The sequence below is a fragment of the Clostridium sp. ATCC BAA-442 genome, assembly GCF_964239415.1.
Classification (GTDB): domain Bacteria; phylum Bacillota; class Clostridia; order Oscillospirales; family Oscillospiraceae; genus Flavonifractor; species Flavonifractor plautii.
Window position 1 is genome coordinate 44633 of sequence record NZ_CAXSQB010000012.1, and the last position, 26951, is coordinate 71583.

The 26951-nt window shown below is 55.5% G+C and carries 23 protein-coding genes and 1 tRNA gene; 16 read left to right on the forward strand and 8 right to left on the reverse strand.

Going from position 1 to position 26951, the window contains the following annotated elements; all coding sequences use genetic code 11:
• The first annotated feature begins 79 nt into the window (after positions 1-79).
• Both ACESY8_RS07375 and cls read left to right on the forward strand, forming a co-directional pair.
• A complete protein-coding gene (locus tag ACESY8_RS07375; RefSeq protein ID WP_054338431.1) occupies positions 80-3574 on the forward strand; it encodes a DNA polymerase III subunit alpha in 3495 nt (1164 codons plus the stop codon).
• Positions 3571-5115, forward strand: coding sequence for a cardiolipin synthase (cls, locus tag ACESY8_RS07380; RefSeq protein WP_089413468.1), 1545 nt, complete (start codon positions 3571-3573; stop codon positions 5113-5115). The genes ACESY8_RS07375 and cls overlap by 4 nt, the downstream gene beginning before the upstream one ends.
• A gap of 42 nt (positions 5116-5157) precedes the next feature.
• Here the strand turns inward: cls and ACESY8_RS07385 are convergent, their stop codons facing one another.
• Positions 5158-5691 carry a DUF4364 family protein gene (locus tag ACESY8_RS07385; RefSeq protein ID WP_007489631.1) on the reverse strand — a complete coding sequence of 178 codons (534 nt, stop codon included), beginning with the start codon at positions 5689-5691 and terminating at the stop codon, positions 5158-5160.
• 214 nt (positions 5692-5905) lie between these two features.
• On the opposite strand from ACESY8_RS07385, the gene ACESY8_RS07390 reads away from it, so the two are divergent.
• Both ACESY8_RS07390 and ACESY8_RS07395 read left to right on the forward strand, forming a co-directional pair.
• Positions 5906-5980, forward strand: a tRNA-Thr gene (locus tag ACESY8_RS07390).
• On the forward strand, positions 5953-6195 hold the full coding sequence (locus ACESY8_RS07395; protein WP_204681203.1) for a hypothetical protein: 243 nt from the start codon (positions 5953-5955) through the stop codon (positions 6193-6195). The genes ACESY8_RS07390 and ACESY8_RS07395 overlap by 28 nt, the downstream gene beginning before the upstream one ends.
• On the opposite strand, the gene ACESY8_RS07400 is transcribed toward ACESY8_RS07395, so the two are convergent.
• The 3 genes from ACESY8_RS07400 to ACESY8_RS07410 all read right to left on the reverse strand — a co-directional run bounded on the left by ACESY8_RS07400 (position 6188) and on the right by ACESY8_RS07410 (position 8542).
• Positions 6188-7342, reverse strand: coding sequence for a tyrosine-type recombinase/integrase (locus tag ACESY8_RS07400; RefSeq protein ID WP_054338433.1), 1155 nt, complete (start codon positions 7340-7342; stop codon positions 6188-6190). The genes ACESY8_RS07395 and ACESY8_RS07400 overlap by 8 nt on opposite strands.
• A 586-nt stretch (positions 7343-7928) precedes the next feature.
• Complete coding sequence (locus ACESY8_RS07405) at positions 7929-8336, reverse strand: helix-turn-helix domain-containing protein (protein WP_054338434.1); 408 nt, start codon at positions 8334-8336, stop codon at positions 7929-7931.
• Positions 8333-8542, reverse strand: coding sequence for a helix-turn-helix domain-containing protein (locus ACESY8_RS07410; protein ID WP_054338435.1), 210 nt, complete (start codon positions 8540-8542; stop codon positions 8333-8335). Before ACESY8_RS07410 ends, ACESY8_RS07405 begins: the two co-directional genes overlap by 4 nt.
• A 488-nt stretch (positions 8543-9030) precedes the next feature.
• Here ACESY8_RS07410 and ACESY8_RS07415 point away from each other — a divergent pair, with 488 nt between their 5' ends.
• Complete coding sequence (locus ACESY8_RS07415; RefSeq protein ID WP_243427548.1) at positions 9031-10326, forward strand: restriction endonuclease subunit S; 1296 nt, start codon at positions 9031-9033, stop codon at positions 10324-10326.
• Positions 10327-10361: 35 nt separating this feature from the next.
• Here ACESY8_RS07415 and ACESY8_RS07420 read toward each other — a convergent pair whose 3' ends face one another.
• Entirely contained in the window at positions 10362-11171 is an 810-nt protein-coding gene (locus ACESY8_RS07420) for a tyrosine-type recombinase/integrase (protein WP_054338437.1), read from the reverse strand.
• Between the two features lie 63 nt (positions 11172-11234).
• Here ACESY8_RS07420 and ACESY8_RS07425 point away from each other — a divergent pair, with 63 nt between their 5' ends.
• Positions 11235-11816: a restriction endonuclease subunit S domain-containing protein gene (locus ACESY8_RS07425; protein WP_434307966.1), complete on the forward strand. Its 582-nt coding sequence runs from the start codon at positions 11235-11237 to the stop codon at positions 11814-11816.
• Here the strand turns inward: ACESY8_RS07425 and ACESY8_RS07430 are convergent.
• Genes ACESY8_RS07430 through hsdR form a run of 3 tightly spaced genes read right to left on the reverse strand, consistent with a single transcriptional unit; the run spans position 11809 to position 18076 of the window.
• Positions 11809-13389, reverse strand: a complete 1581-nt coding sequence (locus ACESY8_RS07430; RefSeq protein ID WP_498794684.1) for a restriction endonuclease subunit S — start codon at positions 13387-13389, stop codon at positions 11809-11811. The genes ACESY8_RS07425 and ACESY8_RS07430 overlap by 8 nt on opposite strands.
• Entirely contained in the window at positions 13389-14819 is a 1431-nt protein-coding gene (locus ACESY8_RS07435; protein ID WP_054338439.1) for an N-6 DNA methylase, read from the reverse strand. Before ACESY8_RS07435 ends, ACESY8_RS07430 begins: the two co-directional genes overlap by 1 nt.
• The gene (gene hsdR / locus ACESY8_RS07440) at positions 14816-18076 is read right to left on the reverse strand and encodes a type I restriction-modification system endonuclease (RefSeq protein WP_054338440.1); all 3261 of its coding nucleotides are present in this window, start codon (positions 18074-18076) and stop codon (positions 14816-14818) included. Before hsdR ends, ACESY8_RS07435 begins: the two co-directional genes overlap by 4 nt.
• A gap of 846 nt (positions 18077-18922) precedes the next feature.
• Between hsdR and ACESY8_RS07445 the strand changes: the two genes are divergently transcribed.
• The 10 genes from ACESY8_RS07445 to argJ all read left to right on the forward strand — a co-directional run bounded on the left by ACESY8_RS07445 (position 18923) and on the right by argJ (position 26943).
• Entirely contained in the window at positions 18923-19084 is a 162-nt protein-coding gene (locus ACESY8_RS07445) for a hypothetical protein (RefSeq protein ID WP_434307969.1), read from the forward strand.
• A gap of 60 nt (positions 19085-19144) precedes the next feature.
• Positions 19145-19585: a hypothetical protein gene (locus tag ACESY8_RS07450; RefSeq protein ID WP_434307970.1), complete on the forward strand. Its 441-nt coding sequence runs from the start codon at positions 19145-19147 to the stop codon at positions 19583-19585.
• A 232-nt stretch (positions 19586-19817) separates the two neighbouring features.
• Positions 19818-20495, forward strand: a complete 678-nt coding sequence (locus ACESY8_RS07455; RefSeq protein WP_054338494.1) for a hypothetical protein — start codon at positions 19818-19820, stop codon at positions 20493-20495.
• Between the two features lie 66 nt (positions 20496-20561).
• Positions 20562-20777, forward strand: a complete 216-nt coding sequence (locus ACESY8_RS07460) for a hypothetical protein (RefSeq protein WP_404827063.1) — start codon at positions 20562-20564, stop codon at positions 20775-20777.
• 207 nt (positions 20778-20984) lie between these two features.
• A complete protein-coding gene (locus ACESY8_RS07465; protein WP_054338441.1) occupies positions 20985-21332 on the forward strand; it encodes a hypothetical protein in 348 nt (115 codons plus the stop codon).
• Positions 21333-21393: 61 nt separating this feature from the next.
• Positions 21394-21777 (forward strand): ABC transporter substrate-binding protein, encoded by a 384-nt coding sequence (locus tag ACESY8_RS07470; RefSeq protein WP_021629705.1) that lies wholly within the window; start codon positions 21394-21396, stop codon positions 21775-21777.
• Positions 21778-22072: 295 nt separating this feature from the next.
• Positions 22073-23287, forward strand: coding sequence for an argininosuccinate synthase (locus ACESY8_RS07475; RefSeq protein ID WP_044939685.1), 1215 nt, complete (start codon positions 22073-22075; stop codon positions 23285-23287).
• 71 nt (positions 23288-23358) lie between these two features.
• Positions 23359-24744, forward strand: a complete 1386-nt coding sequence (gene argH / locus ACESY8_RS07480; RefSeq protein WP_054338442.1) for an argininosuccinate lyase — start codon at positions 23359-23361, stop codon at positions 24742-24744.
• On the forward strand, positions 24737-25723 hold the full coding sequence (gene argC, locus ACESY8_RS07485; protein WP_024723158.1) for an N-acetyl-gamma-glutamyl-phosphate reductase: 987 nt from the start codon (positions 24737-24739) through the stop codon (positions 25721-25723). Before argH ends, argC begins: the two co-directional genes overlap by 8 nt.
• Positions 25720-26943 carry a bifunctional glutamate N-acetyltransferase/amino-acid acetyltransferase ArgJ gene (argJ, locus tag ACESY8_RS07490; RefSeq protein ID WP_054338443.1) on the forward strand — a complete coding sequence of 408 codons (1224 nt, stop codon included), beginning with the start codon at positions 25720-25722 and terminating at the stop codon, positions 26941-26943. The genes argC and argJ overlap by 4 nt, the downstream gene beginning before the upstream one ends.
• The last annotated feature ends 8 nt before the right edge of the window (positions 26944-26951 follow it).

Below are 26951 nucleotides of genomic sequence, written 5' to 3' on the forward strand. Positions count from 1 at the left end.
CCATACTGAGGATAGGTATTGACCATTGCCACTACTGTGGAGCCATGCTCACCAAATAGAGAAAGAGGAGGTACTCCTAATGTCCTTTGTCCACCTGCATGTCCATACCGAATATTCCCTGCTGGACGGGGCCTGCCGCATTCCCCTGCTGGTCAAGCGGGTGAAGGAGCTGGGCCAGAGCGCCGTGGCCATCACCGACCACGGCGTCATGTACGGCGTGGTGGACTTCTACAAGGCGTGCAAGGCGGAGGGAGTCAAGCCCATCATCGGCTGCGAGGTGTATGTGGCCCCCCGGAAGCGCACCGACAAGGTACACGAGTACGACGCGGCCATGTACCACCTGATTCTGTTGTGCCGCAACGAGGTGGGCTACCGCAACCTGTGCTTCCTGGACTCGGCGGCCTTTACGGAGGGCTTTTATATCAGGCCCCGCATTGACAAGGAACTCTTACGCCAGCACGCCGAGGGGCTTATCGCCCTGTCGGCCTGCCAGTCCGGCGAGGTGCCCCGCAAGCTACTGGCCGGGGACTACGAGGGGGCCAAGGCGGCGGCGCTGGAGATGCGGGCGCTGTTTGGAGAGGACGGCTACTATCTGGAGCTCCAGGATCACAAGCTGCCCAACGACCCGGCCATCAACCAGGGGCTCATCCGCATCCACCAGGAGACGGGCATCCCCCTGGTGGTGACCAACGACGCCCACTATCTCCGCCGGGAGGACGCGGAGATGCAGGACACCCTCATGTGCATCCAGATGGGCAAGACGGTGGACGATCCCAACCGCCTGCGGATGGAGACCAGCGAGCTGTATGTCAAATCCACCGAGGAGATGGCCGCTCTGTTCCCCGACTACCCGGAGGCGGTGGAGAACACGGTCAAAATCGCGGAGCTGTGCAATATGGACTTCCAGTTCGGCGTCCACCACCTGCCCGAGTTCAAGCTGCCCGAGGGCTACACCGACGGGGACGCCTACTTCCAGAAGCTGTGCGAGGAGGGCTTCGCGCGCCGCTACCCCGGCGCCCCGGCGGAGTACCGGGAGCGGCTGGCCTACGAGATGGGGATTATCCGCCAGATGGGGTTTGTGGATTACTTCCTCATCGTCTCCGATTTCATCGGCTATGCCAAGGGGCGGGGCATCCCCGTGGGCCCTGGCCGGGGCTCGGCGGCCGGCTCCATGGTGGCCTACTGCATGGCCATCACCGACGTGGACCCGATGAAATACTCCCTCTACTTTGAGCGATTCCTCAACCCCGAGCGGGTCACCATGCCGGATATTGACATCGACTTCTGCATCCGGCGGCGGCAGGAGGTCATTGAGTACGTCCAGAATAAATACGGTGCCGACCACGTGGCCCAGATCGTCACCTTCGGCACCATGGCCGCCCGGGGCGCCATCCGGGATGTGGGCCGGGCGCTGAACATACCCTATGCCGACGTGGATGTGGTGGCAAAGCAGGTGCCCAGCGGCCCGGGTGCACTCCATATCACCCTGGACGAGGCCCTCAAGCTGTCCAAGCCCCTCCGGGACGCCTATGAAGGGGACGAGCGGATCAGGACCCTCATCGACACCGCCAAGGCCATTGAAGGCATGCCCCGCCACGCCTCCACCCACGCCGCCGGCGTGGTCATCACCCGGAAGCCGGTGGTGGACTATGTGCCCCTGGCGAAGAACGATGAGTCGGTGGTCACCCAGTACGTCATGACCACCCTGGAGGAGCTGGGCCTCTTAAAGATGGACTTCCTGGGCCTGCGCAACCTGACCATCCTGGACGACACGGTGCGCCTGGTGCAGAAGAGCCGCCCCAGCTTCTCTCTGGCAGACATCCCGGACAACGACCCGGCGGTGTTCCAGATGCTCTCCGAGGGCAGGACCTCCGGCGTGTTCCAGATGGAGTCGGCGGGCATGACCGGCGTCTGCGTGGGCCTCAAGCCCCAGAACATCGAGGACATCACCGCCATCATCGCCCTCTACCGCCCCGGCCCCATGGACTCCATTCCCCGCTTCATCGCCTGCAAGCACAACCCGGACAAGGTGAAGTACAAGCACCCCATGCTGGAGCCCATCCTCTCCGTCACCTACGGCTGCATCGTCTACCAGGAGCAGGTCATCGAGATTTTCCGCAGGCTGGCGGGCTACACGCTGGGACAGGCCGACATGGTGCGCCGGGCCATGAGCAAGAAGAAGGTCAAGGACATCGAGCGGGAGCGGCAGGCCTTCGTCTACGGCGACGCCGGGCGGGCCATTGCCGGCTGCATCGCCAACGGCGTCCCGGAGGACGTGGCAAAGGACATCTATGATGAAATTTACGCCTTTGCCAATTACGCCTTCAACAAGGCCCACGCGGTGGCCTACGCCATTGTGTGCTACCAGACGGCCTGGTTCAAGTGCCACTACACCAAGGAGTATATGGCCGCCCTGCTCACCTCCGTGCTGGACTCCAGCGAGAAGGTGGCTGAGTATATCGCCGAGTGCAGGGACTGCGGCATCCATCTGCTGCCCCCCGACATCAATGAGTCGGAGGCCGACTTCACCGTGTCCGGCGAGCACATCCGCTTCGGCCTGGTGGCCGTCAAGGGAGTGGGCCGGGGCTTTATCAACGCTGTGCTGGCTGAGCGGGGCAGGGGAGGGCCCTTTGTCTCCTTCCCTGATTTCTGCCAGCGGATGTTCGACGCGGAGCTGAACAAGCGTGTGCTGGAGAATCTGATCCGCTGCGGCGCCTTTGACAGTATGGGTATCTACCGCTCCCGGTTACTGGAGGCTTACGAGCAGCTAGTGGACTCCATCGCCCAGAACAAGCGCAAGAACCTGGCGGGCCAGTTCGATCTGTTCGGCGGCGGTGGGGATCAGATGCAGAGCGCCCCGGAGCTCCAGGTCAAAAATATCCCTGAGTTTACCCGGCACGAGCTCATGACCATGGAAAAGGAGACGACTGGACTCTACCTCACCGGCCACCCCATGGACGAATACCGGGACGTGGTCAAGCAGTGCAAGGCGGCCTCTATGGGGGCGATCCTGTCGGACTTCGCCCAGGAGGGGGGACCGGCCATTTACCACGACGAGCAGCGGGTCACCCTGGCGGGGGTCATCACCGCCTCCCGCACCAAGACCACCCGCAACAACAGCCTGATGGCCTATGTGACGCTGGAGGACGACACCGCCTCCATGGAGATGCTTGTGTTCGCACGGGTGCTGGGGGAGGCAGGCCCCTACCTGAAGGAGGGGGTGGCCGTCCTGGCCGAGGGACGCATCTCCGTTCGGGATGAAAAGGCGCCCCAGCTCATGTGCGACCGGGTACGCCCCTTGGATCAGGTGAAGGGAAACCTGCCTCCGGTGGAGGGGGAGGAGAGGGCCAAGAAGCTCTATATCCGCATACCCAGCCTGGACGACCCCCGCTGGGAGAGGATCAAGCTGGTGCTCACCATGTTTCCCGGCACGGAACAGATGGTGGTCAAGTGTGAGGATACCGGAAAGCGGCTGGGCACGGTCTGCCTGGTCCATCCCGCGCTGATCCAGGAGCTGAACGAGCTGCTGGGCGCGGAGAATGTGGTCGTGCGGAGAGGGGAGCCGATGAGATGAATATTAAAAAACTGGCCTCCCTGCTCTTTCAGCGGTCGGTGATTGTGGCCCTGCTGATCTTCCTCCAGGCTGCGATGCTGCTGCTCTATATGCTCTGGTTTTCCAGCGACTTCATTTATGTGTACTGGGGGTGTGTGGTGCTCTCCATTCTGGCGGTGCTGATTATCGTCAGCCGCCAGACCGACCCGGGGTATAAAATCGCCTGGATCATCCCCATTCTGCTGTTCCCGGCCTTTGGATGGCTGGTGTATCTGCTCTGCGGTGGCAACAAGCTCTCCGCCCGCAAGCGCCGGAAGATGCAGGGTATGGACCGCACCATGCTGGAGCAGTTGGAGCGGGACTACAAGGCGGAGGAGCTGAGGCCCTTTGGGGCCGACGCGGTGAACCAGGCCCGCTACCTGGAGCACTACGCCCGCTGCCCGGTCTATACCAACACCTATACCCACTATTTTCCCCTGGGGGATGATGTGTTTCCCGCCATGCTGGAGGAGCTGCGGAAGGCGGAAAAGTATATCTTCCTGGAATACTTCATTATTAGCCCCGGCATATTCTGGGATTCTATGGTGGAGATTTTGAAGGAGAAGCATGCCGCCGGGGTGGATGTGCGGGTGATCTACGACGATGTGGGCTCCCTGAACACCCTGCCTATGAACTACGCCAGAAAATTTGAGGCGGAAACCGGCATCCCCTGCTGCTGCTTCAACCGCTTCAAGCCGGTGATTTCCATCCGCATGAACAACCGGGACCACCGGAAGTTCTGTATCATCGACGGCCACACCGCCTTTACCGGCGGCATCAACCTGGCCGACGAGTATATCAACCAAAAGCTGCGGTATGGCCACTGGAAAGACACGGCCATTCTCCTCAAGGGGGAGGCGGTGTGGAGCATGACCGTCATGTTCCTGACCATGTGGGAGTACACCCGGGACGTGGAGGAGGACTACCGCCGCTTCCGGCCGGACAAGCTGCCGCCGGAGGCCGCGCAGGGAGCGGGGTACTATGTCCAGCCCTACGCGGATAACCCTCTGGACGAGGAGGCGGTGGGGGAGGCGGTCTACCTCAACCTTATCAACAAGGCCGAGCGCTATGTGTACGCCATGACGCCCTATCTGATCATCAGTGACAGCGTCAATACGGCCCTGTGCAACGCGGCCAAGTCGGGGGTGGACGTGCGCATCATCACCCCGCATATCCCGGACAAGGCATTGGTTTTTGAGCTAACCCGTTCCCACTACGAGTCCCTGTTGGAGGCGGGCGTACAGATTTTTGAGTATACGCCCGGCTTTGTCCATGCCAAGGTCATGGTCACGGACGACTGCTGCGGAGTGGTAGGCTCTATCAATCTGGACTACCGCAGTATGTTCCTCCACTTTGAGGACGCGGTGTTGCTCTACCACGACCCCACGGTACTCGACATCAAGCGGGATTTCATCAACACGCAGTTCCGCAGCCAGCCGGTGACGCTGGAGCAGTGCCTCGGCCACTCCTGGATACGCCGCCTCTTCCGCTCCATTCTGCGGGTGCTGGCCCCGCTGCTGTGACAAAATAAGGCCGCCCCCCACAGGGGGCGGCCTTATTCCGCTTCAATCCTTCTCCTCGTGTTCCAGCAGTGCGGAGAGAACCTCATTGTAAATCCGCTCCGGCTCGGCCTTGAAGCTCTCCGCCAGGCGGTTGGCCTGCTCCTGGGAGCCGCAGAACAGCTCCAGGGTGAACAGATTGCCCCCGTCATCGTCCAGAAACATCCGGGCTGAGTACCCGCCCTCCGGCCGGGGCTCCGTCTCCGCACGTACTTGAGCATTGCGCCGCAGAATCCCGTTGAGTTTTACCAACTGGGCGCTACAGTTGCGCTTGACCGAGTAGGGGAGGCTGCTCTCACAGGCTGCGCCGTTTTCACGGCCTTTTTCCGTGATCGAATAGAGCCCGTCCTCCAGTGTCAGATGGCCGCTCTCCACCAATTCAGAAACCGCCTCGGCAAACTCAAAGTAGCCAATGCCGTCATCGCAGACCGTCAGCTCCGTCAGTGTCGGAAAGTCGATGGGCGCCGCGACCCGGGCCATAAAATAGAGGATCAAAAATTTAATGTCCAGCTTGTCGTGGATAAAGCCGTAGCGAGCCATCTGGGAACTCCTTTCCAATAGACGAGTCAAACATAATATGTATTTATTTATTATACCGAAAGGTTGAGAAAATCACAAGAGGTATTTTTGACTTGACGCTGGTCTAAAAATATGGTATTATCCTATACTGTCGGTAACAAATATATGCTGGAATAGCTCAGTCGGTAGAGCAGCTGATTCGTAACTACCAGATGAGGCAAAGACAATCAAATATGCTGATGTGGCTCAATGGCAGAGCATCTCACTCGTAATGAGAAGGTTGTGGGTTCGATTCCCACCATCAGCTCCAAAAAATCCTGGATATCGACTGATATTCAGGATTTTTTGCATTTTTATTGCGCTTTTGTTTTTCCTGGAATGAGCGGGGGATTGTCGTTTCCCGCTTTCCCACGCCTCACTGCGTCGGGCAAGACCCACACCGTGACCCACACGCCGAAAGAAACGGAAAGCACCGGAGAAAAGGAATTTGCCCTTTCTCCGGTGCCTTTTTCTGCGCTCACATGACCTGTGTCATAAAACTGCCCATCTTCTCCGCCGCCTGCTCCTGCATCTGCCGGGTGGCGTGGGTGTAGGTGCGCAGTGTAAAGCCTGCGTCATAGTGGCCCAGCATGGAGGATACAGTCTTGACATCCACGCCGTTCTGCAGAGCCATCGTTGCGAAGGTGTGCCGCAGATCATGGAATCTGATATGCTCCAATCCGGCGTCTTGAAGGAGCTTCTTATGGAGGTTGACTACTGAATCGGGATAGTACATTCCTCCGGTTTTAGGGGACGGGAACATATACGGGTTGTCCGGGTGTTTCTTGTGTTCCTCGACCAGCAGATCCACCGCCTCCTGTGGGATGGAGACAGCCCGAATGGAGTTCTCCGTCTTCGGTCGGTTCACCACGATCTCCCCGCCCGGTCGACTCAGCGCCTGCTTACTCACTGAAATGGTGCGCCGCTCCATATCCAAGTCATCCCATAGCAGAGCCACCAACTCTCCCTTACGGACGCCGCTGACCAGCTCCAGATAGAACATGGGCAGGACGCCCCGGCGCTCTGCCGCAGTCAGATAGGCTTTTATGTCCTCTGGGTGCAGGATTTTCATCTCTTTCTTCTCCAGCTTTGGAATGATGCAATCCTCGGTAGGGTTGCGCAGGATCAGGCGCTCCTTCACCGCACGGTCCAATGCGTTATGCAGCATCATGTGGATGCCTCGTACCGTGCTGTTACTCAGTCCCGGATTTTTCTCTTTCTGTACTTCACGCAGCCTGCCGTTTTCCAGCAGATCTTTGTAGAGCTTCTGGATCTCCCGGCTGGTAAGCCTGTTCAGTTTGATGTCCCCGATGCGTGGAATCACATGCAGTTCGATGCTCCGGCGGTAAGAAGCTGCTGTTGTTGGCCGGACATTGGGTTCGGCATAAAGGTCATACCAGAGCCGCAGCCACTCCGCAACCGTGTACTCATCCGTTCGGACGACATCCAGTTCTTTGCAGTCCTCCAATGCTTTTGTTAATTTGGCCTTGACTTCCGCCTGGGTTTTCCCCAGCACATTCTTGATGATTCGCTTTCCAGTCTGCGGATCGTAGCCGGCGGTGTATCGCCCTTCCCAGCGCCCATCCGACCGTTTGCGGATATTTCCCTCGCCATTGGCTCGTTTCTTTGCCATAGACGCACCTCCTTTGCAGCAACACAACATACCGCAGAAAGAAAAAATTATCCAGGGGGTACGGTGCAGAGTTATCAGATAATTCACATTTCCCAAAATTCTTGCCTTGCGGAGAAGAAGGTTTTCTCTTTGTTTTGCGGCGCAATGTTTGAGGGGCAATAGGCTGAATGTTCATTGTCTGGATTCGCATTAAAACCGACCGATACCCCAAAGCTGAACCCCGCGTGTTCACCCTTACAACCCTGATTTCATGCGGGTTTGAGGGCGCAACCCTCTGATTCCAACCACTCGTGACCCCCGAAGTGAGCCAAACCTACCATCTGTGACCCCCGCAGGCGGACCCCCGCAAACCACTGTCCCGTCCCGCGTTGCGGGGCGGTGTGACCCGGCCGGAGGGCGCTTGCGACCCCCGGCCTTTATCCTGCACTATTTTCGACCCCTCGGTTCATCTTTTGCCGGGGTAAAAACCGCTTACTCCTTTGCTCCTTCAATTTCCGCCACACAGCCCCAACACGGCGCTAAAAGCCAGCTGGTGGCACCGGTGTTGCCGTGCCGGTTAAAGGGCTGCACAGCGGCACACAGGCGGTCAAGCGGGGCTTTCCCGCTTCGCCAGGAGTTTCGCCACCCGCTGCCGCTCCGCCGTCAACTCCAGTTCGTCCATCTGGCGTGCATAGTGCTCATCGATCACCTCCTGTATGGGACGGAGTGTGAACAGCAAATTGCCATTTCGCTTTTCTCCAGCCTTGGTAATAATCTCCGTAGGTTCGGTGGTGATGATGCCACGCTCCTCCAGTTGACGGATGTACTTGCGTACCGTGTTCTCACTCATATTTACCGCTTTCCCAATAGTTTTGATACTGGGCCAGCATTGGCGGGTCTTGCGATCCTCGCACCGCCGCAGAAAACTATACACGGCAAATGCACCGGAACTCAGCCCCCAGAGGAAAATTTCATTGGGCAGAGAGAAAAAATTCCCATGACTGCGGTATTTCATTTTCCACCTCCCGTGTGCTCGTTCACCCACTGGATAAACTGTTCCTTGGGGATCACCATATGACTGCCAATCTTCAGCACCGGGAATCCCGGCTCGTGCATGAGCTCATAGGCCGACGATGGGGCTATACCCAGTACCTTTGCCACGGTTTCAGAGTTTAGAAATAGCGGCAGGTCGTCGTAGTTTTTGTAAACAGATTCTTTCATTTGCGTCTCCTTTGTTTTTGTCATAAAGTACTTCCCATGTGTATAGGGGACAAAACAGCCATTTTAATAACCCTAAAATAAATTTTAGAGATATATCCAGATCAAATATTTTGATAAATTTTCTGACGAGATACTGTCCCAGATCATCCTTTATTCGCTTGCTGCAGTGAACTGGGTACGAAAATCACAGAATTACCTCTGTGTCAAATCGCTGAATGAAACATTTTCTACCCACATCCTTGTTCTTTTTCTGTCCGTTTCACATGCCGGAAGATGAACACGAATTGTTTCCCTTCACTACTAAGCCGAGTTTCAAAGGTACTTAAGAAGCAAAATCTTCATTTTTCAATATCCTTTGAGGGTTACCATCAAGGACACAAAACATGCTCTTTTGTTTACTGCACTTCAATTATTAGACTTATAATTTACATTATGAGAAGTTCGCTGACGGCAGCGTAAAATGCATTGAGGATGAGATCCCGTTTGACCTGCCGGAGGGGTGGGAGTGGGAACGATTATCAAATCTCGCATACTTTTCTGGGGGAAAAACACCTTCTACTTCTCATGGGGAATATTGGGATGGAGATACTCTTTGGGTAACATCAAAAGACATGAAAAGCAAATACATAACCTCCTCGCAGTTGCGCTTAAGTTCATTAGGTGCAGAGCAAATGCAGATGTACCCACCAAACACATTGCTATTGGTCACTCGCAGTGGAATTCTACGACATACATTGCCGGTAGCTATTCTCAAAGAATGCGCAACAATTAATCAGGATTTGAAAGCTATCGTTCTGTACATGCCGCAACTTGTAGAATATATCTATATGTGTCTAAAAGGTATGGAGACACAATTGTTGCTCAAATATACCAAGTCAGGTACAACCGTTGAGAATGTAAATTTTGATGAATTTCAAAAGGTCTTGCTTCCGATTCCTCCTGTCGAGCAAATCAATAAAATAGTATCTTCTACTGGTAGGGCCGAGTGTGTCGTTACCACTATCGAAGATAATAAAACAGCATTGGCTGATTATGTAGTAAAGGCCAAATCCAAAATTCTCGATTTCGCTATCCGTGGCCAGCTTGTCCCACAGGACCCAAATGATGAGCCTGCTTCGGTCCTTCTGGAACGCATCCGCACAGAGAAAGAAAAACTGATCCGCCAAGGTAGAATCAAGCGGGATAAGAAGGAATCTGTCATCTTTCGTGGTGAGGATAACTCTTATTATTTCGACATTCCAGATGGTTGGGCACTATGCCCATTAAAAGAACTTTTCAATGTTTGCTCTGCGAAACGAGTTCGTCAATCAGACTGGCGAACAGAGGGGGTCCCGTTTTATAGAGCACGCGAAATTGTAAAACTATCGGATAACGGTTTCGTTGACAACGATCTCTTTATTTCTGAAGAACACTATATACGAGTTAAGGCTGAATGTGGCGTTCCTGAACCGGGGGATTTGATGGTTTCCGGTGTAGGCACTATCGGTAAGGTTTATGTGGTAAACTCCGATGACCGATTTTACTACAAGGATGCCAGTGTGCTTTGCTTTGAAAACAGGACAGGCGTGATTGACTCACAATTTGCCCGATATATGCTTGAATCAGAATTCATGCAGGCTCAGATGAAAGACAACTCTAAAGGTACTACAGTAGATACAATTACCATTTCCGCTGCAATGGAGTATGTTTGTGTTCTCCCACCTCTTGCTGAGCAAAAGCGCATTGTTTCAGCCATTGAAACAGCCTTTGTGCATCTCAAATCCATTTCCGATGCATTAACCTAACCAACAGCCGCCCTCTAAAGAAGGCGGCTGTTCCTTTACCATGTGACGATTTTATCCACCAGTGCCTGCTGTTCGCTGGCAGTCCTGCGGAGGTAAATGCGGGTAGTCTCAATACTCTCATGACCCATCAGATCTGCCAGAAGAGCGATGTCATTGTACTTTTCCAAGAAGTTTTTGGCGTAGCGATGTCGGAAGGAATGCGGGTACACCACCTTTTTATCCAGTCCGTATTTGTCTGCATAGTTTTTGAGCTGCTGTGAAATACCACGGGTGGTAATTCGCTCACCATAGCGGTTCAAAAACAAATAGCCGGAGGAACGGTTTGTTTCCTCCAGCCATTCAAGAGTTTCTGTCCTTAACTTTTTTGGTATGTACAGCCTGCGCAGTTTTCCTCCCTTGGTGTACAAGTCAAAATAGCCGAGTTCCACATGCTCGATTTTAATCTGGATTAGTTCGCTTACACGCGCCCCGGTCGCAGCCAGATACCAGACCACGAAGTACCATTCCATATTGCCGTCCTTCTTGAGCTGCTTTTTCAAGAAATTGTAGTCAGCATTGCTGATCACATTCTCCAGAAAGTTCTTCTGCTGCACCTTCACAGCTTTCAACCGCAAACGATCCTTGTGCAGAAATTCCAGATACTTGTTCATCGCCTGGATACGCAGATTGACGGTCTTGGGTTTGAAGAACTCCATCAGATACCCCTTGTAGGCCAGAAGGTTTTCCTTGTTGACCTCATCATAGTGGGCGTGGTAGAAGTTGACTGTCCAGAGATAGGAATGGATGGTGTTTTCCGAAAGATTGCTCTTTCGCAGGTGCTGCTCAAATGTTTCGTTTGTCCTCATAAAAAAGGCACCTCCCAATAATATTTTTGCGAGTTTATCGCGCCAATATTATAGGGGAAAAATGTGACTATCTCTTATTATGAGAAGATTAGTGACAAGGTTACCCAATATGATGTAGATGAACTTCCTTGGGGGTGGGGCGTTGGTTCTTTCTCACAGTGCAACTTGTTTGCCCCCGAAACTATTAATCCAAGCGCTTCTCCTGATGAAATGTTTGAACTATACAGTGTGCCTAACTTTGAGGAAGGTGTGCCTGAAATCATCTGTGGTAGAGAAATAGGATCATCCAAGCAGTCTATTTGTGAGCATGATGTGCTTGTCTGCAAAATCAATCCTCGCATTAATAGGGTCTGGATCACGGGCCATATTACACCCTATCAGCTTCTCGGTTCGTCTGAGTGGATTGTTTTTAGGAATCATTTGCTATTTGCTCCATATTTACGATACTATTTTTCTTCACCGCGGTTTCGCGAATTAATACTTTCAAATGTTTCTGGTGTCGGTGGTTCTCTGATGAGAGCACAGCCTGAGTCGGTTAAGAAATATCCAGTTTTTATTCCGCCATATCAAGAACAAATCGGAATTACAGAACGAATAAATGAGCTGTTTACCCTCCTTGAAGTAATAGAAAAGAGTCTCAATTGAGGCTCTTTTCTATTGCGGTTATGGCTTCAAACAATTGCGTTACCTTGTTAAAAATCCGCTGTTGTTCATTGCTTGGAGGCAGTGGGATTATTGTTTCTGCCATCTCAGAACCCGAGATTTCTTTGAATGTCGTACCAGTTGCTCGCTGAACGATATCATCCGTTCTGGCCTTAAGGCAGTAAAATAAATAGAGACTCATAGCTGAGTCATACGGTACGACGGACTTAAACCCTTGATTCGTTGAAACAGGGTTTGCCGCAATTGCGATATAGCCTATTGGCGCACGGCTTGAATACAAGATCGAATTCTTCGGCAACATTTGTGCTGAGGAAGATTTTAAACCGAGTTCAGTGATTTTTCTGGCACCGGCAGAAATATGCATTTTTTCATACCCACTAAAATCTGCTGGTGTCAGCCACGGAATGTTTCCGTCCCAGTATTCAGCAATGTTGGTTTTGGGTGTTCCTCCGCCAACGATTTCACCAATATGCTTTAATCTCGCAAATGTCCATGAAGCAGGCAAATCAAACGGTAGTTCATTATCAATGCACCGGACTTCAGTCCCAATCTTCTCATAATAAGAGTTATCCTCACCTCGGAAGATGACAGATTCCTTCTTATCACGCTTGATTTTGCCCTGGCGGATCAGTTCTTCTTTCTCTGATCTGGTACGTTCAAGCAGGACAGAGGCAGGCTCGTCATTCAGGTCCTGAGGGACAAGCTGGCCACGGATAGCGAGATTGAGGATTTTCGCTTTTGTGTTCTCAATTATGTTTAGCAAATCTTCTTTATCTGAGGATATGCTATCAACGATACTTAGCGCATCTTGCGTCTGCGCGTAAATCTGCATCTGCTCCTTATAGGGCGCTACGGGAATGAGAAGTTCTCTTAGCGTCGCAAGTCCAACCGTCTTTTGTGCCGTGCCGGTAGCCTTGGCATCACAGATAGACTTTACATATGATGACCCAAGTACGACATAGAAATAACGGTTCGAAATGATGCACGGACGAACTATTGCAATATGCCGCTGGAAACAGAATTTATCATCTGTATCTACCAAGACCGGAATCCCATAGGATCCAGTAACCGTAAAAAGTAAATCACCATTTCGTGGTTTGCGAGTTTCGGGTAGTTGGCTGAAATATTCTTCGCTGACAAAACGCGTGTTTTCAAAAGATAACTGTCCACCAGAAACATTTGAAATCACAAGAAAAGGAACACCGGAAGATGTTTGCGGGGGAGGTTGGTGATCACCGTCGCCAATCGCTTCTGCAACTGTACCAAGTCTTGACCACTCCCACCCCTCCGGCAGGTCAAACGGGATCTCATCCTCAATGCATTTTACGCTGCCGTCAGCGAACTTCTCATAATGTAAATTATCCTCACCAACGAAGATGATGGTATCGTTTTTAATATCCTTGGGTTTGAGTTTTCCATCTCTGACCATCTGCTTTTTCTGCTGGCGGATGCGCTCCAACAGAACGGATGCCGGTTCGTCATTTGGGTCCTGCGGAACCAGCTTGCCGCGGATAGCAAGGTCAAGAACCTTCTGCCGCAATGCCTTTGTATCCATTATTCATCCACCTCGCCGATCAGTTCTTCCAGCTCAGCCACAGCCTTGGCGATGTTGGCAGACTTCTCCTTGATCTGGTTCAGCAGTTCAGAGAGAGTATATTCCTCGATTCCGTTGTCAGACTTCATCCATGTAATATCCAGACTGGTCTTGTCGCGGGCCAGGATTTCATCATAGGTAAACTTACGCCATCGGCCGTTTGGATTATCCTCGCTGTAGGTTTCGGTACGAGCGGACAAATCTCCCTCCTTATAACATTCAACGAACTCGTCAAAATGACTTTCTTTCAGAGGATTGGTCTTGCCGAAGGAGGGCATATCGGAACGCAGGTCATAGAACCAAATCTCACGGGTGTTCCCTTTGTCCTCACAGCCACGGGTGAAGAACAGTACATTGGTCTTGACGCCCTGAGCATAGAAGATACCGGTAGGCAAGCGCAAGATGGTATGGAGGTTGCACTTTTCCATCAGGTCGCGGCGGATTCGTTCACCATCGCCATCAGCAAACAGAACATTATCCGGCAGAACAACAGCCGCACGGGCTTTTCCTGTTTTGTTCAGGCTGCGGTAGATATGCTGGAGGAAGTTCAGCTGCTTATTGCTGGTTGGGAAAGTAAAGTCATCACGGGTGGCACGTTCGCCGCCTTTCTTCGTACCAAAAGGTGGGTTGGTCAGGACAACATCATAGCCCTTCAACTCTTTTCCGAAGTTGGAAAGGGTGTCGCCGAGATAAATGGGGCCACTGATATCGTGCAGCATAGCGTTCATCAAGGCCAAACGGTGGGTGTCGTGTACCAGTTCACAGCCGGAAAAAGCCTGAGTGCGCTGAAACTCCTGTTGATCCACAGGCAGCTCAAACAGGTCGTCAGTATGCTCTTTCACATAACGGTCGGCTGCGATCATAAAACCGAATGTGCCACAGGCGGGGTCATTGCACCGCTCTCCGGGCTGGGGAGCAATAAGCCGGGTCATGACATTGATGAGAACGCGAGGGGTGAAATACTGGCCGGCGCCAGATTTCTTCTCGTTTGCGTTCTTCTCCAACAGGCCTTCGTACAGGTTGCCCAGACCTTCTTCCTTGGCGGTATACCAGTCAAACTGGTCGATGGTCTGGATGATCTTCTCCAGATTCTTGGGCTCGTCAATATTGCTTTGTGCGTCCTGATAGATCTCACGGACACGGCCGGTGCAGGATTCTCCCAGATGTTCCAGCAGTTCCTTGTAGAACTTCTTCAGCTCTATGCCCTGTTTGGCAAGAAGCTTGTCCCAGCGATACTGCTCAGGGATAGCTCTTTCCGTACCGGTTTCCTTACACATTTTCAGGAACAGGATATACGTCAGTTCCGTAACATATTGATGATAAGTGATGCCGTCATCCCGCAGTACATTGCAGAGATTCCAGAGTTTTGCTACGATTTCCTGATTGTTCACGCGATGTTTCCTCCATCTTCATAGAGATACTCGTTCAGTTCCGTCATGATTTCACGGAGTTTGCCGCCGAAGCGGCGGTCAATGATAGTAAAGCCGCCCGCATTTTTGAATGCTCCAACCTCAAAGAGCTGTTCGTCCAACACGCTTTCTTCCAGAAGCACCTTTTCGATACGCTTGAGCCAGTCGAGCTGGGTCTTGTTGAAATCATGATTGACCCGCAGTTTCGCAAAGGCATGCTTTACTCTCTGCTCATGGCTGACAAGGGCAGAGCCCAGAGCCTGCTGACGGATAAAAGCAATGATGTCGGCCACGATGTCTTGATTGGTCATCTCGTTCCACGCGGAATTCAACTGCTTCTCCGTAAAGTCATGGCGGTCAAGTTCCAGCTTCAGGCTTTTGAGGGCTTCTCTGGTGAGTTCAGAAGGCTTGGTGCAGACTGTACGCAAAGCTGCAATGGCGTTCATATTGTTGTTGATGAACTCCTTGAACGATTCCAGATAGTCTTCAGGCTTTTGACCTTCGCCGTAACCACGAGTGTGGTCGATCAGTTCATCCTCATGGTCATCAATGACCACCGGGCGCTTGTGGTGGGTCTTATCCTTATCCAGCACAGAGAAGGCTTCACGGTGACTGATCAGTTCTGCGGTTGCTTCCTCAATAGTGCTGCTGTTGAGGTGTTCCGCAAAGGCAGAGAGATCCTTGCCGCCAGTGAGGTGGATAAAATGTTCCAAGGCCTTTTGACTGACATTGCGGCGCTTGCGCTGCAGTTTGGCAACGATGAGATCGATCTGATAGGCAAGCTGTTCCTCGGTTGCTGCTACTTCCAGTCCCTTGATTAGATCCTTGAAGCTGGCAGAGGGGTTGGTGACAACGGGTTTCATGTTGCTGACATCCTGCAAGGATTCATAAACGCCCACAGGATCATAAATCTCAAAATGGGTTTTGCCAATGGCAGGACACAGCCTGGTGGCACGGCCCAGCATCTGCTCAAACAGAATACGGGATTTGATACGGCGCATGAAGACCAGCGTGGTGATCTCCGGCACATCGATACCTGTGGTCAGAAGGTCGACCGTGACCACGACCTTGGGCAGGGATTCATTCTTAAAACGCTTGATAGCTTCAGAGATTTTCTTCTTGTTGCCGCCTGCAACACTGCCCGTGATTTTCATGACCGTGTCGTTATCAACCCCGCCTTCGGCATAGATTTCTTTCAAAATCTTCACGATAAGGTCGGCGTGGTTATCATCAACAGCGTAGATGAGGGTTTTGCCCTGACCATCCGGATTGAAATCCCAAGCGATTTCCTCAAAAACAGTCCGGTTAAAATTCTCAGTAATGACCTGTCGGTTGAAGGTATCGATTTCAAACTTCATGTCGTCTTCCAGTTCGTCACCGTTGAGAACATCTCCGGTAACGGGGTCATAGATGACAAGATGTTCGCCTTTCTTGTAATTGATACCCTCAACACGCAGTTTTGTGCGGATATTGTGAGGTGCATCGTGATCAACCAGATAGCCGTCAATAACGGCTTCCCGGTATGAATAATTGAAAACAGGCTTTCCGAAAATCTCGGTGGTGTGCAGTGCGGGGGTTGCAGTCAATGCAATTTTTACAGCGTCAAAGTATTCGATAACGGCGCGGTATTTGCTGATATAGTCATCCTGGTTGCGGTAGAGCATTTCGGCTTCGCTCATTTCCTTATCCAGGATGTATCCGCGGTGTGCCTCATCGACCACGATCAAATCATAGTCAGTTACAGAGGGCATCGTATCGCTTTCGGGATATAAGATGCGCTTGATGAGACTCTGAACCGTTGCGATATGTATTTTCGTTTCTCTGTCGATTTCCTTCTCATTCAGTCCCTTGATGTTATAGATGGAATCCAAGGTCATCAATTCCTCGATTTTGACTTCCTTGAACACATCTTCGGCCTGCTCGCCAAGCGCAGTACGGTCTACCAGAAACAGAACCCTCTTGAATCGGTCACTCTTGATGAAACGATAGATCATACCAAGAATGGTACGGGTCTTGCCTGTGCCGGTAGCCATGGAAAGAAGCACAGTCTGTTTCCCATCAATAACAGCCCGCTCCGCGGCTTCAATGGCATTGATCTGATATTTACGCAGATTCAGTCCATCCGGGTCGCGGAGCAAATCGAACGGCGTATTTTGAAGTGCGGCATTTGCGGCAGCAATATCCTTTTCGAGCTGTTCCATCAATCCCTCGGGGCTGATCCAGCCTTGCAGGGCTTTGGGTGCATTGGTTCCGCTCCGTAAATCCAGATACCAGATGCCAGATTTGGTTTCAATCTGCTTGAGATATTTTCGGCCATTAGTAGCGAAAACGAAGGGTACTTTGTATGCTCCCCACTGAGTGATGATATACTCCTCGTGCTCAGCCTTGATTCCCCTGGCGTACTCCTTGCACTGATGGTCAATGACAGATGGAATATCAAAAACCGCTTTCTTGGCTTCCACAATGCCCACGAGCCTCAAGCCCACAAACAGAGCGTAATCCGCATAACCGTTCTTGCCTGCAGTAGAGTCAGTCGGCCACTCGGCAATGGCGAGATTTCTGCCTTTCTGAGGCCGGATCCCCTTGGAATAACGCAGATTGTTGGTGTCGGCTTCCCAACCATATTTGCGAAGCTGCTCGTCAATCAGATAGCGGGTCTCGGCCTCGGAAAGCTCCATGCTCTCGGATGCGGTTTCGCCTTTCTCTGCACGCTCCTTGGAGGTCTTAGAAGATGCCGCAGTGGATACTGCCTCGACCTGTTTGGAGAGCGCGGCGATCTTTTCCTCCTGCTCTTTGATAATCGCCTCATAGTCCGGCTGCACTACATTTTCAGGCATGACAAAATCAGGGGCAATATATCCCCAGTCGCCATATACCTCCATGAACCAAACCGCGAGGTTGTAGGTCATGGTGAGAAGAGTTTTGGCGTCCTCTACGGAGTCGGCGCCCGCATGGACAGCGTCATTTCGGGTTTTGCGAAGCGCATACAGGATGTCGTCGATTTTCTTGGGAAGCAGACCTTCCCGTTTCAGCAGACGAATTCGGTTTGCGTGGGTATTATCGATGGTTGGCTCCTTGATATGCTCAAAAGCAAAGATTTCCAGGACCAGGCGCTCACCAAACATGCCCAGTTTGTACAGACAGGCGTTAGCATCAGAATAGACATAGTTCTCCGCTGTTGCACCAATCTCTGCCAATGCAGGCCAATATCTGTTGAGAAATTCAAAGTTAGATTTCATATGCGCCCTCCTAACTTCAGCAATGTTTTTGATAATTTGGTATTATCGAAAGTTCATATGATTAATTTTACCAGAATACTTTCACAAATTCAATTTAAGAAAATGCGGTTACCATGTGTGCGGCACTTGTTTTGTTGACGCTTTATCGCAGTTTGTTTTTCTTGTTTACTGATATGCAAAATCTGAGCGGATCACAAAAGATGTCTGCCACATCCCATGAAAGTGTTTCTTAGTTGACCCACACCCTGACCCACATGGGGAAAAGCGTGGACGGAAACAGTGGAAAAGAAAGTGTCATAGACAATGTGAAGAGGTAGCGGAAACGGTTAAAAAGGCCGGTTTAGGGCCGGTTGGAGGTCTTTTGCACACTTCGTAATCAGCAGGTCGCGTGTTCAAGTCACGTTTCCAGCTCCATAAAGCCACACCAATCTGGATATTTTAAGCGGGACGCTTAGAGTATCAGAGGGTGCGGCTTTTTTATTTTCCTGAAATTTGTGTTCTAAAAAAGATATTTTCGAGGTATTCCGGGGCCTCGGAGGGACCTTCCCCTGGCTTGTCCCAGTTTCCGAGCCCCCAACAGGAATCAGCGCCCTATTTGAACACAGTCAGGGCACAAAAATCCGAAAAAATGATATACAAAAATTAGTGCGCCGGTTTGTTGGTTTCGTCAACCAGTAGGCCGGCGCTTTTTTGCTGCCCGGCGAATTCAAAAAGGGCACACACTTTTATGTCCGCTTTGCTGAATAGCTTTTTCGTGGATAAGATGGCATGATGGCGTTCACAAGCAGCAGCTCAGGAGCGGCCATTGAAAAAGGGCGTTTTGCACGGAGAAGGAGGTAAAAGCGCATGACCAAAGAAACCTATTTTGAGGAGCTGTCCTTCGCCCTGCGGCGGCGGGAGCTGCTACCCCGGCCGGTGGAGGAGGACGGCCTGCTCCCAGTGGAGTGGAACGGCCGCGCCCTGTGCCGGGTCACGGAGCGCGGTGCTGCCCGGTATGACCCCAACTAGGTGGACACAGACGGGGCAAAGGCCACCCTGGCCTAGGTCACGGAGGCGGCGGGGACGATAATGAAGTACATGAAGCTCCTGGAGACGGCCCCGCCGCTGAAGGCGGAGAGCCTGGCAGACGGCTACCGGGTGCTGGCAGAATTCAACGGTACGGTACTGGCCGGGGAAAAGACCCTGCTGGGGGCTCAATTCGTCACCTGGGCCTGGGACTATGACCGGAGAGGCGTCAGCAACGGCCACTACTACATGGAGGACTACCAAACCGCCAAGGAGGACTTCACCTTCCGCTCCGGGCTGATGGCCAGGGAGCAGGTTTTTGACCGGGAGCGGTTGGAGGAGCTGCGCCAGGCGGCACAGGGCTTCCTATGCGGCGAGGGCCCCGCCTCCTACCGGCAGGAATTCCGGTGCCAGCGCATTCTGGACCAGATTCGATACCAGTTACCCGAACCGAAGCAAAATCAAATACAAAAAGAGGGACCAAGCATTGAACAGTCTATGTGAAGGCGGCGCCGACAAAGGCGCCCCCTTTTACTATGCCCGGCATTTATTTGCCTCCTGTACCCACAAGCTGTACGCCCCGGATCATCCGGCGGACGCTCCGCCCGTGCCGGTGTGCACCCGCTCAGACCTGTGCCTGGGCTGCCCCTACCCAGCCCATGGCTTCCTCTGCTGGAGCACCGCCGGGGAATGCATGCGGACTAGGATGAAAAAATCCATACGGGAGGGAAAACGGATGACGCACGCAGTCCTGAGTAATTCGCGGCACCCGGAGTACGGCCAGCTCACAGTCCCTTTTCCCATCTCCCGGGGCGCCTATGACGACACGGTGGCAGCCCTGGCCTCTTTGGGTATCGGTGACCCGGTCGGCCGGGACTGCCGGGTGGATGAGCTCAACAGCAGTTTTCTCATCCTGAAGCGGCTGGAGAAGGTAGCGGTCAACGTGGACGAGCTGGACTATCTGGCCAAGCGGCTGGACAGCTCTGACATCAATGAAGCCGCCAAATTCCAGGCGATGACAGTGAAATGGGGCCTGTTCGAGATGACTGACCTAATCAACCTGACCTTCTGGTGTCAGCAGGCCACGATCATCACAGACTTTTCCGATTTGGAGGACATTGGCCGCCGGCACTATATGCCCCTGAACGGCGGGAGCTGCAGCACTGAGGAGCTGGAACGGCTGGATGCCCGCAAGGCGGCGCTGGATCTGATCCTCAACAGTGAAAGCACCTGCGTCACCCCCTGCGGCGTGGTCTATGACAACGACATGAAGCTGGAACACCACTACGATGGCCAGCACTTCCCATGCTATCTCTGTCAGCCCGCCATGCTGGTGGTGGGTATTTTCCCGAAGAATGCGCCGGAGGGATCAAGCGAGACCACATGGCTGACCCTGCCCTGTTCTGAGCAGTAGCTCAAGCGCGGCATACAGCAGTCCGGCCTGGACTTGGGCACGGCCAACATCCGGTATGAGGCTGTCATGCTTCCCTGGGAGGTGACGCAGGTGCTGGCCCCGGAAAGGGAAAGTCCCGTTGCCCTGAATATGGTCATTGCCCAGGACACCGAGTATGTCTTGCTGGACGAGCCCACCAACGACCTGGACATCCACCACGCCACCAATCTCATGAAGATCGTCCGGCGGCTGTGCGACGAGCTGGGCAAGACGGTAATCCTGGTTCTCCACGAGATCAACTAGGCCGCCTTCTACTCCGGCTACATCTGCGCTCTTCAGGACGGCAGGGTCGCCAAGTTCGGCACTGTGGAGGAGGTAATGACCAAAGAAACCCTGTCGGAGCTCTACCAGGTGGACTTCAAGATCATGACCATCGCGGGCCGGCCTCTGTCCATCTACTATTGAAGCCTCCGAGTTTTCAGTACTTTTGTCGAAAAGGAGAACCACCACATGAAGAAGAAAACCCCGCGCGCGCTCTCACTGGTCCTTGCCCTGGCCCTGTCTCTGGCGGACTGCGGCACAGGAGCCGCTCCACAGCCCCAGGGGGATACGGTGACCCTTACCGCCCTCAACGCCCAAAAGGAGCCCGCCGAGGTAGCGGTCCCCTATGATCCCCAGCGCATCGCCGTTCTGGATATGGCCACCCTGGACATCCTGGATGCCCTGGGGGTGGGCGGCCGGGTGGTGGGCGCCGCCGACACCAGCCTGGACTATCTCCAAACTACGTCGGCGGCGAGGTGTCCTGCCTGGGCACCATCAAAGAGGCCGGCCTGGAGGACACGGCCGGGGAACTCATGACCGGCTTTGACAGCCGCGTGGCGGCCCTGGCCTCCTTTTCCGAAGGCCGAACCGCCATTGTGTGGGCCTGGTTACCAGCGGCGGCTTCAATGTGCTGGGCAACGACGGCCGCTGCTCCCTCATCGGCCGGGAAGCGGGCTTTGCCAACGTGGGGGCGGACGCCCAGCCCGGCACCTCCACCCACGGCAACGAGGCCAGCTTCGAGTTCCTCGTGGACAAGGACCCCGACTATCTCTTTGTTCTGGACCGGGATGCCGCCATTGGCACCGACGGGGCCAAGCTGGCCCAGGAAGTGGTGGAGAACGAGCTGATGAAGGGCACCGCCGCCTACCGGGACGGCAGGATCGTCTACCTGGCCCATCCCGCCGTGTGGTACACCGCCGAGGGCGGCATCACCGCGCTGGACCGGATGCTCCGGGATCTTGAGGATCCCCTGCTGAAGTAAATACCGCAGAGCGGACCGGGATGAGCGCCGCTCATCCCCCCCCCCCCCCCCCCCCCCCCCCCCCCCCCTGCCGTTCCGCCTGCGGAATGCTTCCGGCTCCTGTTCCGTCTGTTTAAATTGGCTATTTATTCACTATGCTATTCTTATAACGAATATATAAAAATTATTAACTGTTATGGATCCGATATTATGAATATTTATACAGAATGACTATTGCATTTTTATACGGGTTGTATTATACTGGGAACACATCAGCTGGGCGGCCGGCCTCGCCGCCCCACAGGAGGTCATCAACATGTCTGAGATCAAGAAAGTCGTCCTGGCCTACTCCGGCGGTCTGGATACGTCCATCATCATCCCCTGGCTGAAGGAGAACTACAACGACCCCGAGATCATCGCCGTCTCCGGCGACGTGGGACAGGGGGCCGAGCTGGACGGCCTGGAGGAGAAGGCCATCAAGACCGGTGCGTCCAAGCTGTACGTCGAGGACCTGACCGACCAGATGGTGGACGAGGTCATCATCCCCTCCATGATGATGGGGGCCAAGTACGAGGACTATCTGCTGGGCACCGCCTTTGCCCGGCCCATCATCGCCAAGCGGCTGGTGGAGATCGCCAAGCAGGAGGGCGCCGACGCCATCTGCCACGGCTGCACCGGAAAGGGTAACGATCAGGTCCGCTTCGAACTGGCCATCAAGCGCTTTGCCCCCGAAATGAAGATCATTGCCCCCTGGCGGGAGTGGGACATCAAGAGCCGGGACGAGGAGGTCGACTACGCCGAGGCCCATAACGTCCCCCTGAAGATCAGCCGGGAGACCAGCTACTCCAAGGACAAGAACCTGTGGCACCTGTCCCACGAGGGCCTGGACCTGGAGGACCCCGCCAACGAGCCCCAGTACGACAAGCCCGGCTTCCTGGAGATGGGGGTCTCCCCCGCCATGGCCCCCGACGCCCCCGCCTATGTCACCATCGACTTTGAGAAGGGCTGGCCCGCGGCCGTGGACGGAGTGAAGATGAAGGCCAGCGACCTCATCCGCAGGCTCAACGAGCTGGGCGGCGCCAACGGCATCGGCCTGCTGGACATCGTGGAGAACCGGCTGGTAGGCATGAAGGACCGGGGCGTGTACGAGACCCCCGGCGGCACCATCCTCTACCGGGCCCACGAGGTGCTGGAGCAGATCACCCTGGACAAGGACACCAAGCACATGAAGCAGAAGCTGGCGGTAGACTTCGCCGACCTGGTCTACAACGGCAAGTGGTTCACCCCCCTGCGGGAGGCCCTCACCGCCTTCGCCACGGACACTCAGAAGTACGTCACCGGCACCGTGAAGCTCAAGCTCTACAAGGGCAACCTTATCACCGCCTCCATCTCCTCCCCCTGCACCCTGTACTCCGAGGATCTGGTCACCTTCGGGGAGAGCGACTACGACCAGACGGACTCCCAGGGCTTTATCAACCTGTGGGGCCTGCCCGACAAGGTCCAGGCCCTGCGGGAGCAGGGAAAGCTCTGAGCGGAGACCCTGTCTGATATCTTTTTCCGCCTGCGGACGGCAAAACTCCGCGAGGCAAAAGGAGCGATACTATGAAACTGTGGGCCGGACGGTTCCAAAAGGAGACGGATGCCCTGGTCAACGACTTCAACTCCTCCATTTCCTTTGACGCCCGGATGTACCGGGAGGACATCACCGGGTCCATCGCCCACGCGGCCATGCTGGGCAGGCAGGGGATCATCAAGGAGTACGAGGCCGAGAAGATCATCGACGGCCTCAAGGCCATCCTGGCCGACATTGAGGCCGGACAGGTGGAGTTCTCCCTGGAGAACGAGGATATCCACATGAATATCGAGACCATCCTCACCCAACGCATCGGGGACACGGGCAAGCGGCTGCACACCGCCCGCAGCCGGAACGATCAGGTGGCGGTGGACTTCCGGATGTATGTCCGCAAGGAGATCCAGGCCATCATCGGCCTGATCCTGGACCTGGAGAAGGTGCTGGTCAGGAAGGCCGAGGCCAATCTGGACACGGTCATGCCCGGCTACACCCACCTCCAGCGGGCCCAGCCCACCACCTTCGCCCACGCCATGATGGCCTACGCCAACATGTTCAAGCGGGACGTGACAAGGCTGGAGGACTGTCTGGCGCGGATGGACGAGTGCCCCCTGGGGGCGGGGGCCCTGGCTACCTCCACCTACCCGGTAGACCGGTTCCAGACCGCACAGGCTCTGGGCTTTTCCAAGCCCACCGACAACTCGCTGGACTCGGTGTCCGATCGGGATTTCGCCCTGGAGTTTCTCTCGGCCTGCTCCATTCTGATGATGCATCTGTCCCGCTTCTCCGAGGAGATCATTCTATGGTGCTCCTGGGAATTCAAGTTCGTGGAGCTGGACGACGCCTACTCCACCGGCTCGTCCATCATGCCCCAGAAGAAGAACCCCGATGTGGCCGAGCTGCTGCGGGGCAAGACGGGGCGGGTGTACGGCTCCCTCATCACCCTGCTCACCGTCATGAAGGGGCTCCCCCTGGCCTACAACAAGGACATGCAGGAGGACAAGGAGTGCGTCTTTGACGCCATCGACACGGTGGAGCTCTGCCTACCTGTGTTCACCGCCATGCTGGACACCCTCACCGTGCGGAAGGAGAACATGCGCCGGGCGGCCGCCGGCGGCTTCATCAACGCCACCGACTGCGCTGACTACCTGGTGAAGAAGGGGATGCCCTTCCGGGAGGCCTACCTGATCGTGGGCCGACTGGTCAGCCAGTGCATCAGAGCCGGTGAGACCCTGGACACCCTGTCCCTCAAGGACTTCAAGGCCGTATCCAAGGCCTTTGACGAGGATGTGTACCAGGCCCTGGAGCTCAGGACCTGCGTCAACGGCCGCAAGGTCTGCGGCGGCCCGGCGGCGGACAGCGTCCGGGTGCAGATCGGACATATCAGGGAATTCGTGGAGACACGCAGACATGGATAAGCCGAAGGTCTTTATCGACGGCCGGGAGGGCACCACTGGCCTTCAGCTCTGGGAGCGGCTCTCCCGGCGGACCGATCTCGAACTGCTGCGCATCGGCGAGGCCAGGCGCAAGGACCCGGCGGAGCGGAAAAAATACCTCAACGCGGCCGACCTGGTGTTTCTCTGCCTGCCCGATGCCGCCGCCTGGGAGGCGGTGGGGCTCATTGAGAACGGGCACACCCGGATCATCGATGCCTCAACCGCCCACCGTACCGCCTCCGGCTGGGTCTATGGCTTCCCGGAGCTGTACAAGGACCCAGAGCGCATCATCGGACAGGCCCGTCGGGTGGCTAATCCCGGCTGCCACGCCACCGGCTTCCTGGCCTCGGCAGCCCCCCTGTCCGCCCTCCATATTCTGCTCCGGGACTGCCCCCTCACCTGCTTCTCCCTCACTGGCTACTCCGGCGGAGGCAGAAAGATGATCGCCCAGTATGAGGCCCCCGACAAGCCGGCCGAGCTGTTCAGTCCCCGGCTCTACGGCACCGGCCTGCGCCACAAGCACCTGACCGAGATGCAGAAGGTGGCCGGGCTGGAGCAGCCCCCGGTGTTCTGCCCCGTGGTGGACGACTACTACAAGGGCATGGCTACCACCATCCAACTCCACAACCGCTATCTGCGGGGCCAGCCCACCGCCCGGGAGATCTGCCACATCCTGGCGGCCTACTACGCCGGCCAGCCCCTGGTCTCGGTGCGCTGGGGCGGGGATGCCCCCACCCTCCCCGCCAACGCTCTGGCGGGCACCGACCGGCTGGAGCTGGTGGTGTGCGGCCACGAGGAGCAGACCATCGTCACCGCCCTCTTCGATAACCTGGGCAAAGGCGCCTCTGGCGCGGCGGTGCAGAACATGAACCTGATGCTGGGCTTTGAGATGACGGCGGGCCTGGCCCTGGAAACCCCACCGGCGGGCAGTCCCGCCTCAGCAAGGAGTGAGCGAACATGAAGCAGATACCCGGCGGCGTCACCGCCCCCAAGGGCTTCCGGGCCTGGGGGGTCCACTGCGGCGTCAAGAGCAAAAAGGCAGACAAGAAGGACCTGACCCTCATCCTCTCCGACCAGGAGTGCGCGGCGGCGGCCGTGTACACCATGAACCGGGTCAAGGCCGCCCCCCTCTATGTCACCATGGAACACCTGGAGGACGGCACCGCCTGGGGCGTGGCGGCCAACAGCGGCAACGCCAACGCCTGCTGCCCCATGAGCCACGAGTACGCCGAGGAGATGGCCCGGCTGGCCGCCCGGGCCACCGGCCGCGCACCCGCCGACTTCGTGGTGGCCTCCACCGGCGTCATCGGCCAGACCCTCAACATCGCCGCCATCCGGGCGGGGATGCCGGAGGCGGCGGCGGGCCTCACCGCCGGGCCGGAAGGCTCCGACGCGGCGGCCCGCGCCATCATGACCACCGACACGGTGAAGAAGGAGCTTGCCCTCGCCTGCTCTATCGGCGGCAGGACCGTGACACTCGGCGCCATCGCCAAGGGCTCCGGCATGATCCACCCCAACATGGGCACCATGCTGTGCTTCGTCACCACCGACTGCGCCATCACCCGGGAGATGCTGGCCGAGGCCCTCCACGAGGTGGTCCCCCGCACCTTCAACCGGGTGACGGTGGACGGGGACACCTCCACCAACGACATGTGCGCGGTGCTGGCCAACGGCATGGCGGGCAATCCCCTCATCGAGTGGAAGGATGACGGCTACACCGTCTTTCTGAAGGCCCTCCGCCAGCTCTGCCAGGAGCTGGCCCGGGCCATCGCCGGGGACGGCGAAGGGGCCAGCCGCCTCATCACCTGCGCCGTGCGGGAGGCCCGCAGCGAGGAGAGCGCCGAGCGCCTGGCCAAGGCGGTGGTGGGCTCCCCCCTGGTGAAGGCCGCCATGTTCGGCGCCGACGCAAACTGGGGCCGGGTGCTGTGTGCCATGGGCTACTCCAAGGCCCCCTTCCGCCCCGAGTATGTGGACATTTCCTTCTCCTCCGCCGTGGGTGCTGTGGCCGTCTGCCGGGGCGGCATGGGTCTGGACTTCGACGAGGAGGCCGCCCGGAGCATCCTCTCCCAGGACGAGGTGGTCATCGACGTCCACCTCCACGAGGGAGAGCACGAGGCCACCTGCTGGGGCTGCGACCTGACGTACGAATATGTGAAGATCAACGGCGATTACAGAACATGAGAGGCGCA

What these genes read in the sequence shown, in the direction of transcription:
- ACESY8_RS07475 (WP_044939685.1), top strand. Translation starts at nt 22,073, where the DNA reads ATGTCTGAGATCAAGAAAGTCGTCCTGGCCTACTCCGGCGGTCTGGAT.
- argJ (WP_054338443.1), top strand. Translation starts at nt 25,720, where the DNA reads ATGAAGCAGATACCCGGCGGCGTCACCGCCCCCAAGGGCTTCCGGGCC.
- ACESY8_RS07375 (WP_054338431.1), top strand. Translation starts at nt 80, where the DNA reads ATGTCCTTTGTCCACCTGCATGTCCATACCGAATATTCCCTGCTGGAC.
- ACESY8_RS07450 (WP_434307970.1), top strand. Translation starts at nt 19,145, where the DNA reads ATGAAGTACATGAAGCTCCTGGAGACGGCCCCGCCGCTGAAGGCGGAG.
- ACESY8_RS07410 (WP_054338435.1), bottom strand. Translation starts at nt 8,542, where the DNA reads ATGAAAGAATCTGTTTACAAAAACTACGACGACCTGCCGCTATTTCTA.
- ACESY8_RS07455 (WP_054338494.1), top strand. Translation starts at nt 19,818, where the DNA reads ATGACGCACGCAGTCCTGAGTAATTCGCGGCACCCGGAGTACGGCCAG.
- ACESY8_RS07430 (WP_498794684.1), bottom strand. Translation starts at nt 13,389, where the DNA reads ATGGATACAAAGGCATTGCGGCAGAAGGTTCTTGACCTTGCTATCCGC.
- ACESY8_RS07400 (WP_054338433.1), bottom strand. Translation starts at nt 7,342, where the DNA reads ATGGCAAAGAAACGAGCCAATGGCGAGGGAAATATCCGCAAACGGTCG.
- hsdR (WP_054338440.1), bottom strand. Translation starts at nt 18,076, where the DNA reads ATGAAATCTAACTTTGAATTTCTCAACAGATATTGGCCTGCATTGGCA.
- cls (WP_089413468.1), top strand. Translation starts at nt 3,571, where the DNA reads ATGAATATTAAAAAACTGGCCTCCCTGCTCTTTCAGCGGTCGGTGATT.
- ACESY8_RS07465 (WP_054338441.1), top strand. Translation starts at nt 20,985, where the DNA reads ATGAAGAAGAAAACCCCGCGCGCGCTCTCACTGGTCCTTGCCCTGGCC.
- argC (WP_024723158.1), top strand. Translation starts at nt 24,737, where the DNA reads ATGGATAAGCCGAAGGTCTTTATCGACGGCCGGGAGGGCACCACTGGC.
- ACESY8_RS07445 (WP_434307969.1), top strand. Translation starts at nt 18,923, where the DNA reads ATGACCAAAGAAACCTATTTTGAGGAGCTGTCCTTCGCCCTGCGGCGG.
- ACESY8_RS07420 (WP_054338437.1), bottom strand. Translation starts at nt 11,171, where the DNA reads ATGAGGACAAACGAAACATTTGAGCAGCACCTGCGAAAGAGCAATCTT.
- argH (WP_054338442.1), top strand. Translation starts at nt 23,359, where the DNA reads ATGAAACTGTGGGCCGGACGGTTCCAAAAGGAGACGGATGCCCTGGTC.
- ACESY8_RS07460 (WP_404827063.1), top strand. Translation starts at nt 20,562, where the DNA reads ATGCTTCCCTGGGAGGTGACGCAGGTGCTGGCCCCGGAAAGGGAAAGT.
- ACESY8_RS07385 (WP_007489631.1), bottom strand. Translation starts at nt 5,691, where the DNA reads ATGGCTCGCTACGGCTTTATCCACGACAAGCTGGACATTAAATTTTTG.
- ACESY8_RS07405 (WP_054338434.1), bottom strand. Translation starts at nt 8,336, where the DNA reads ATGAAATACCGCAGTCATGGGAATTTTTTCTCTCTGCCCAATGAAATT.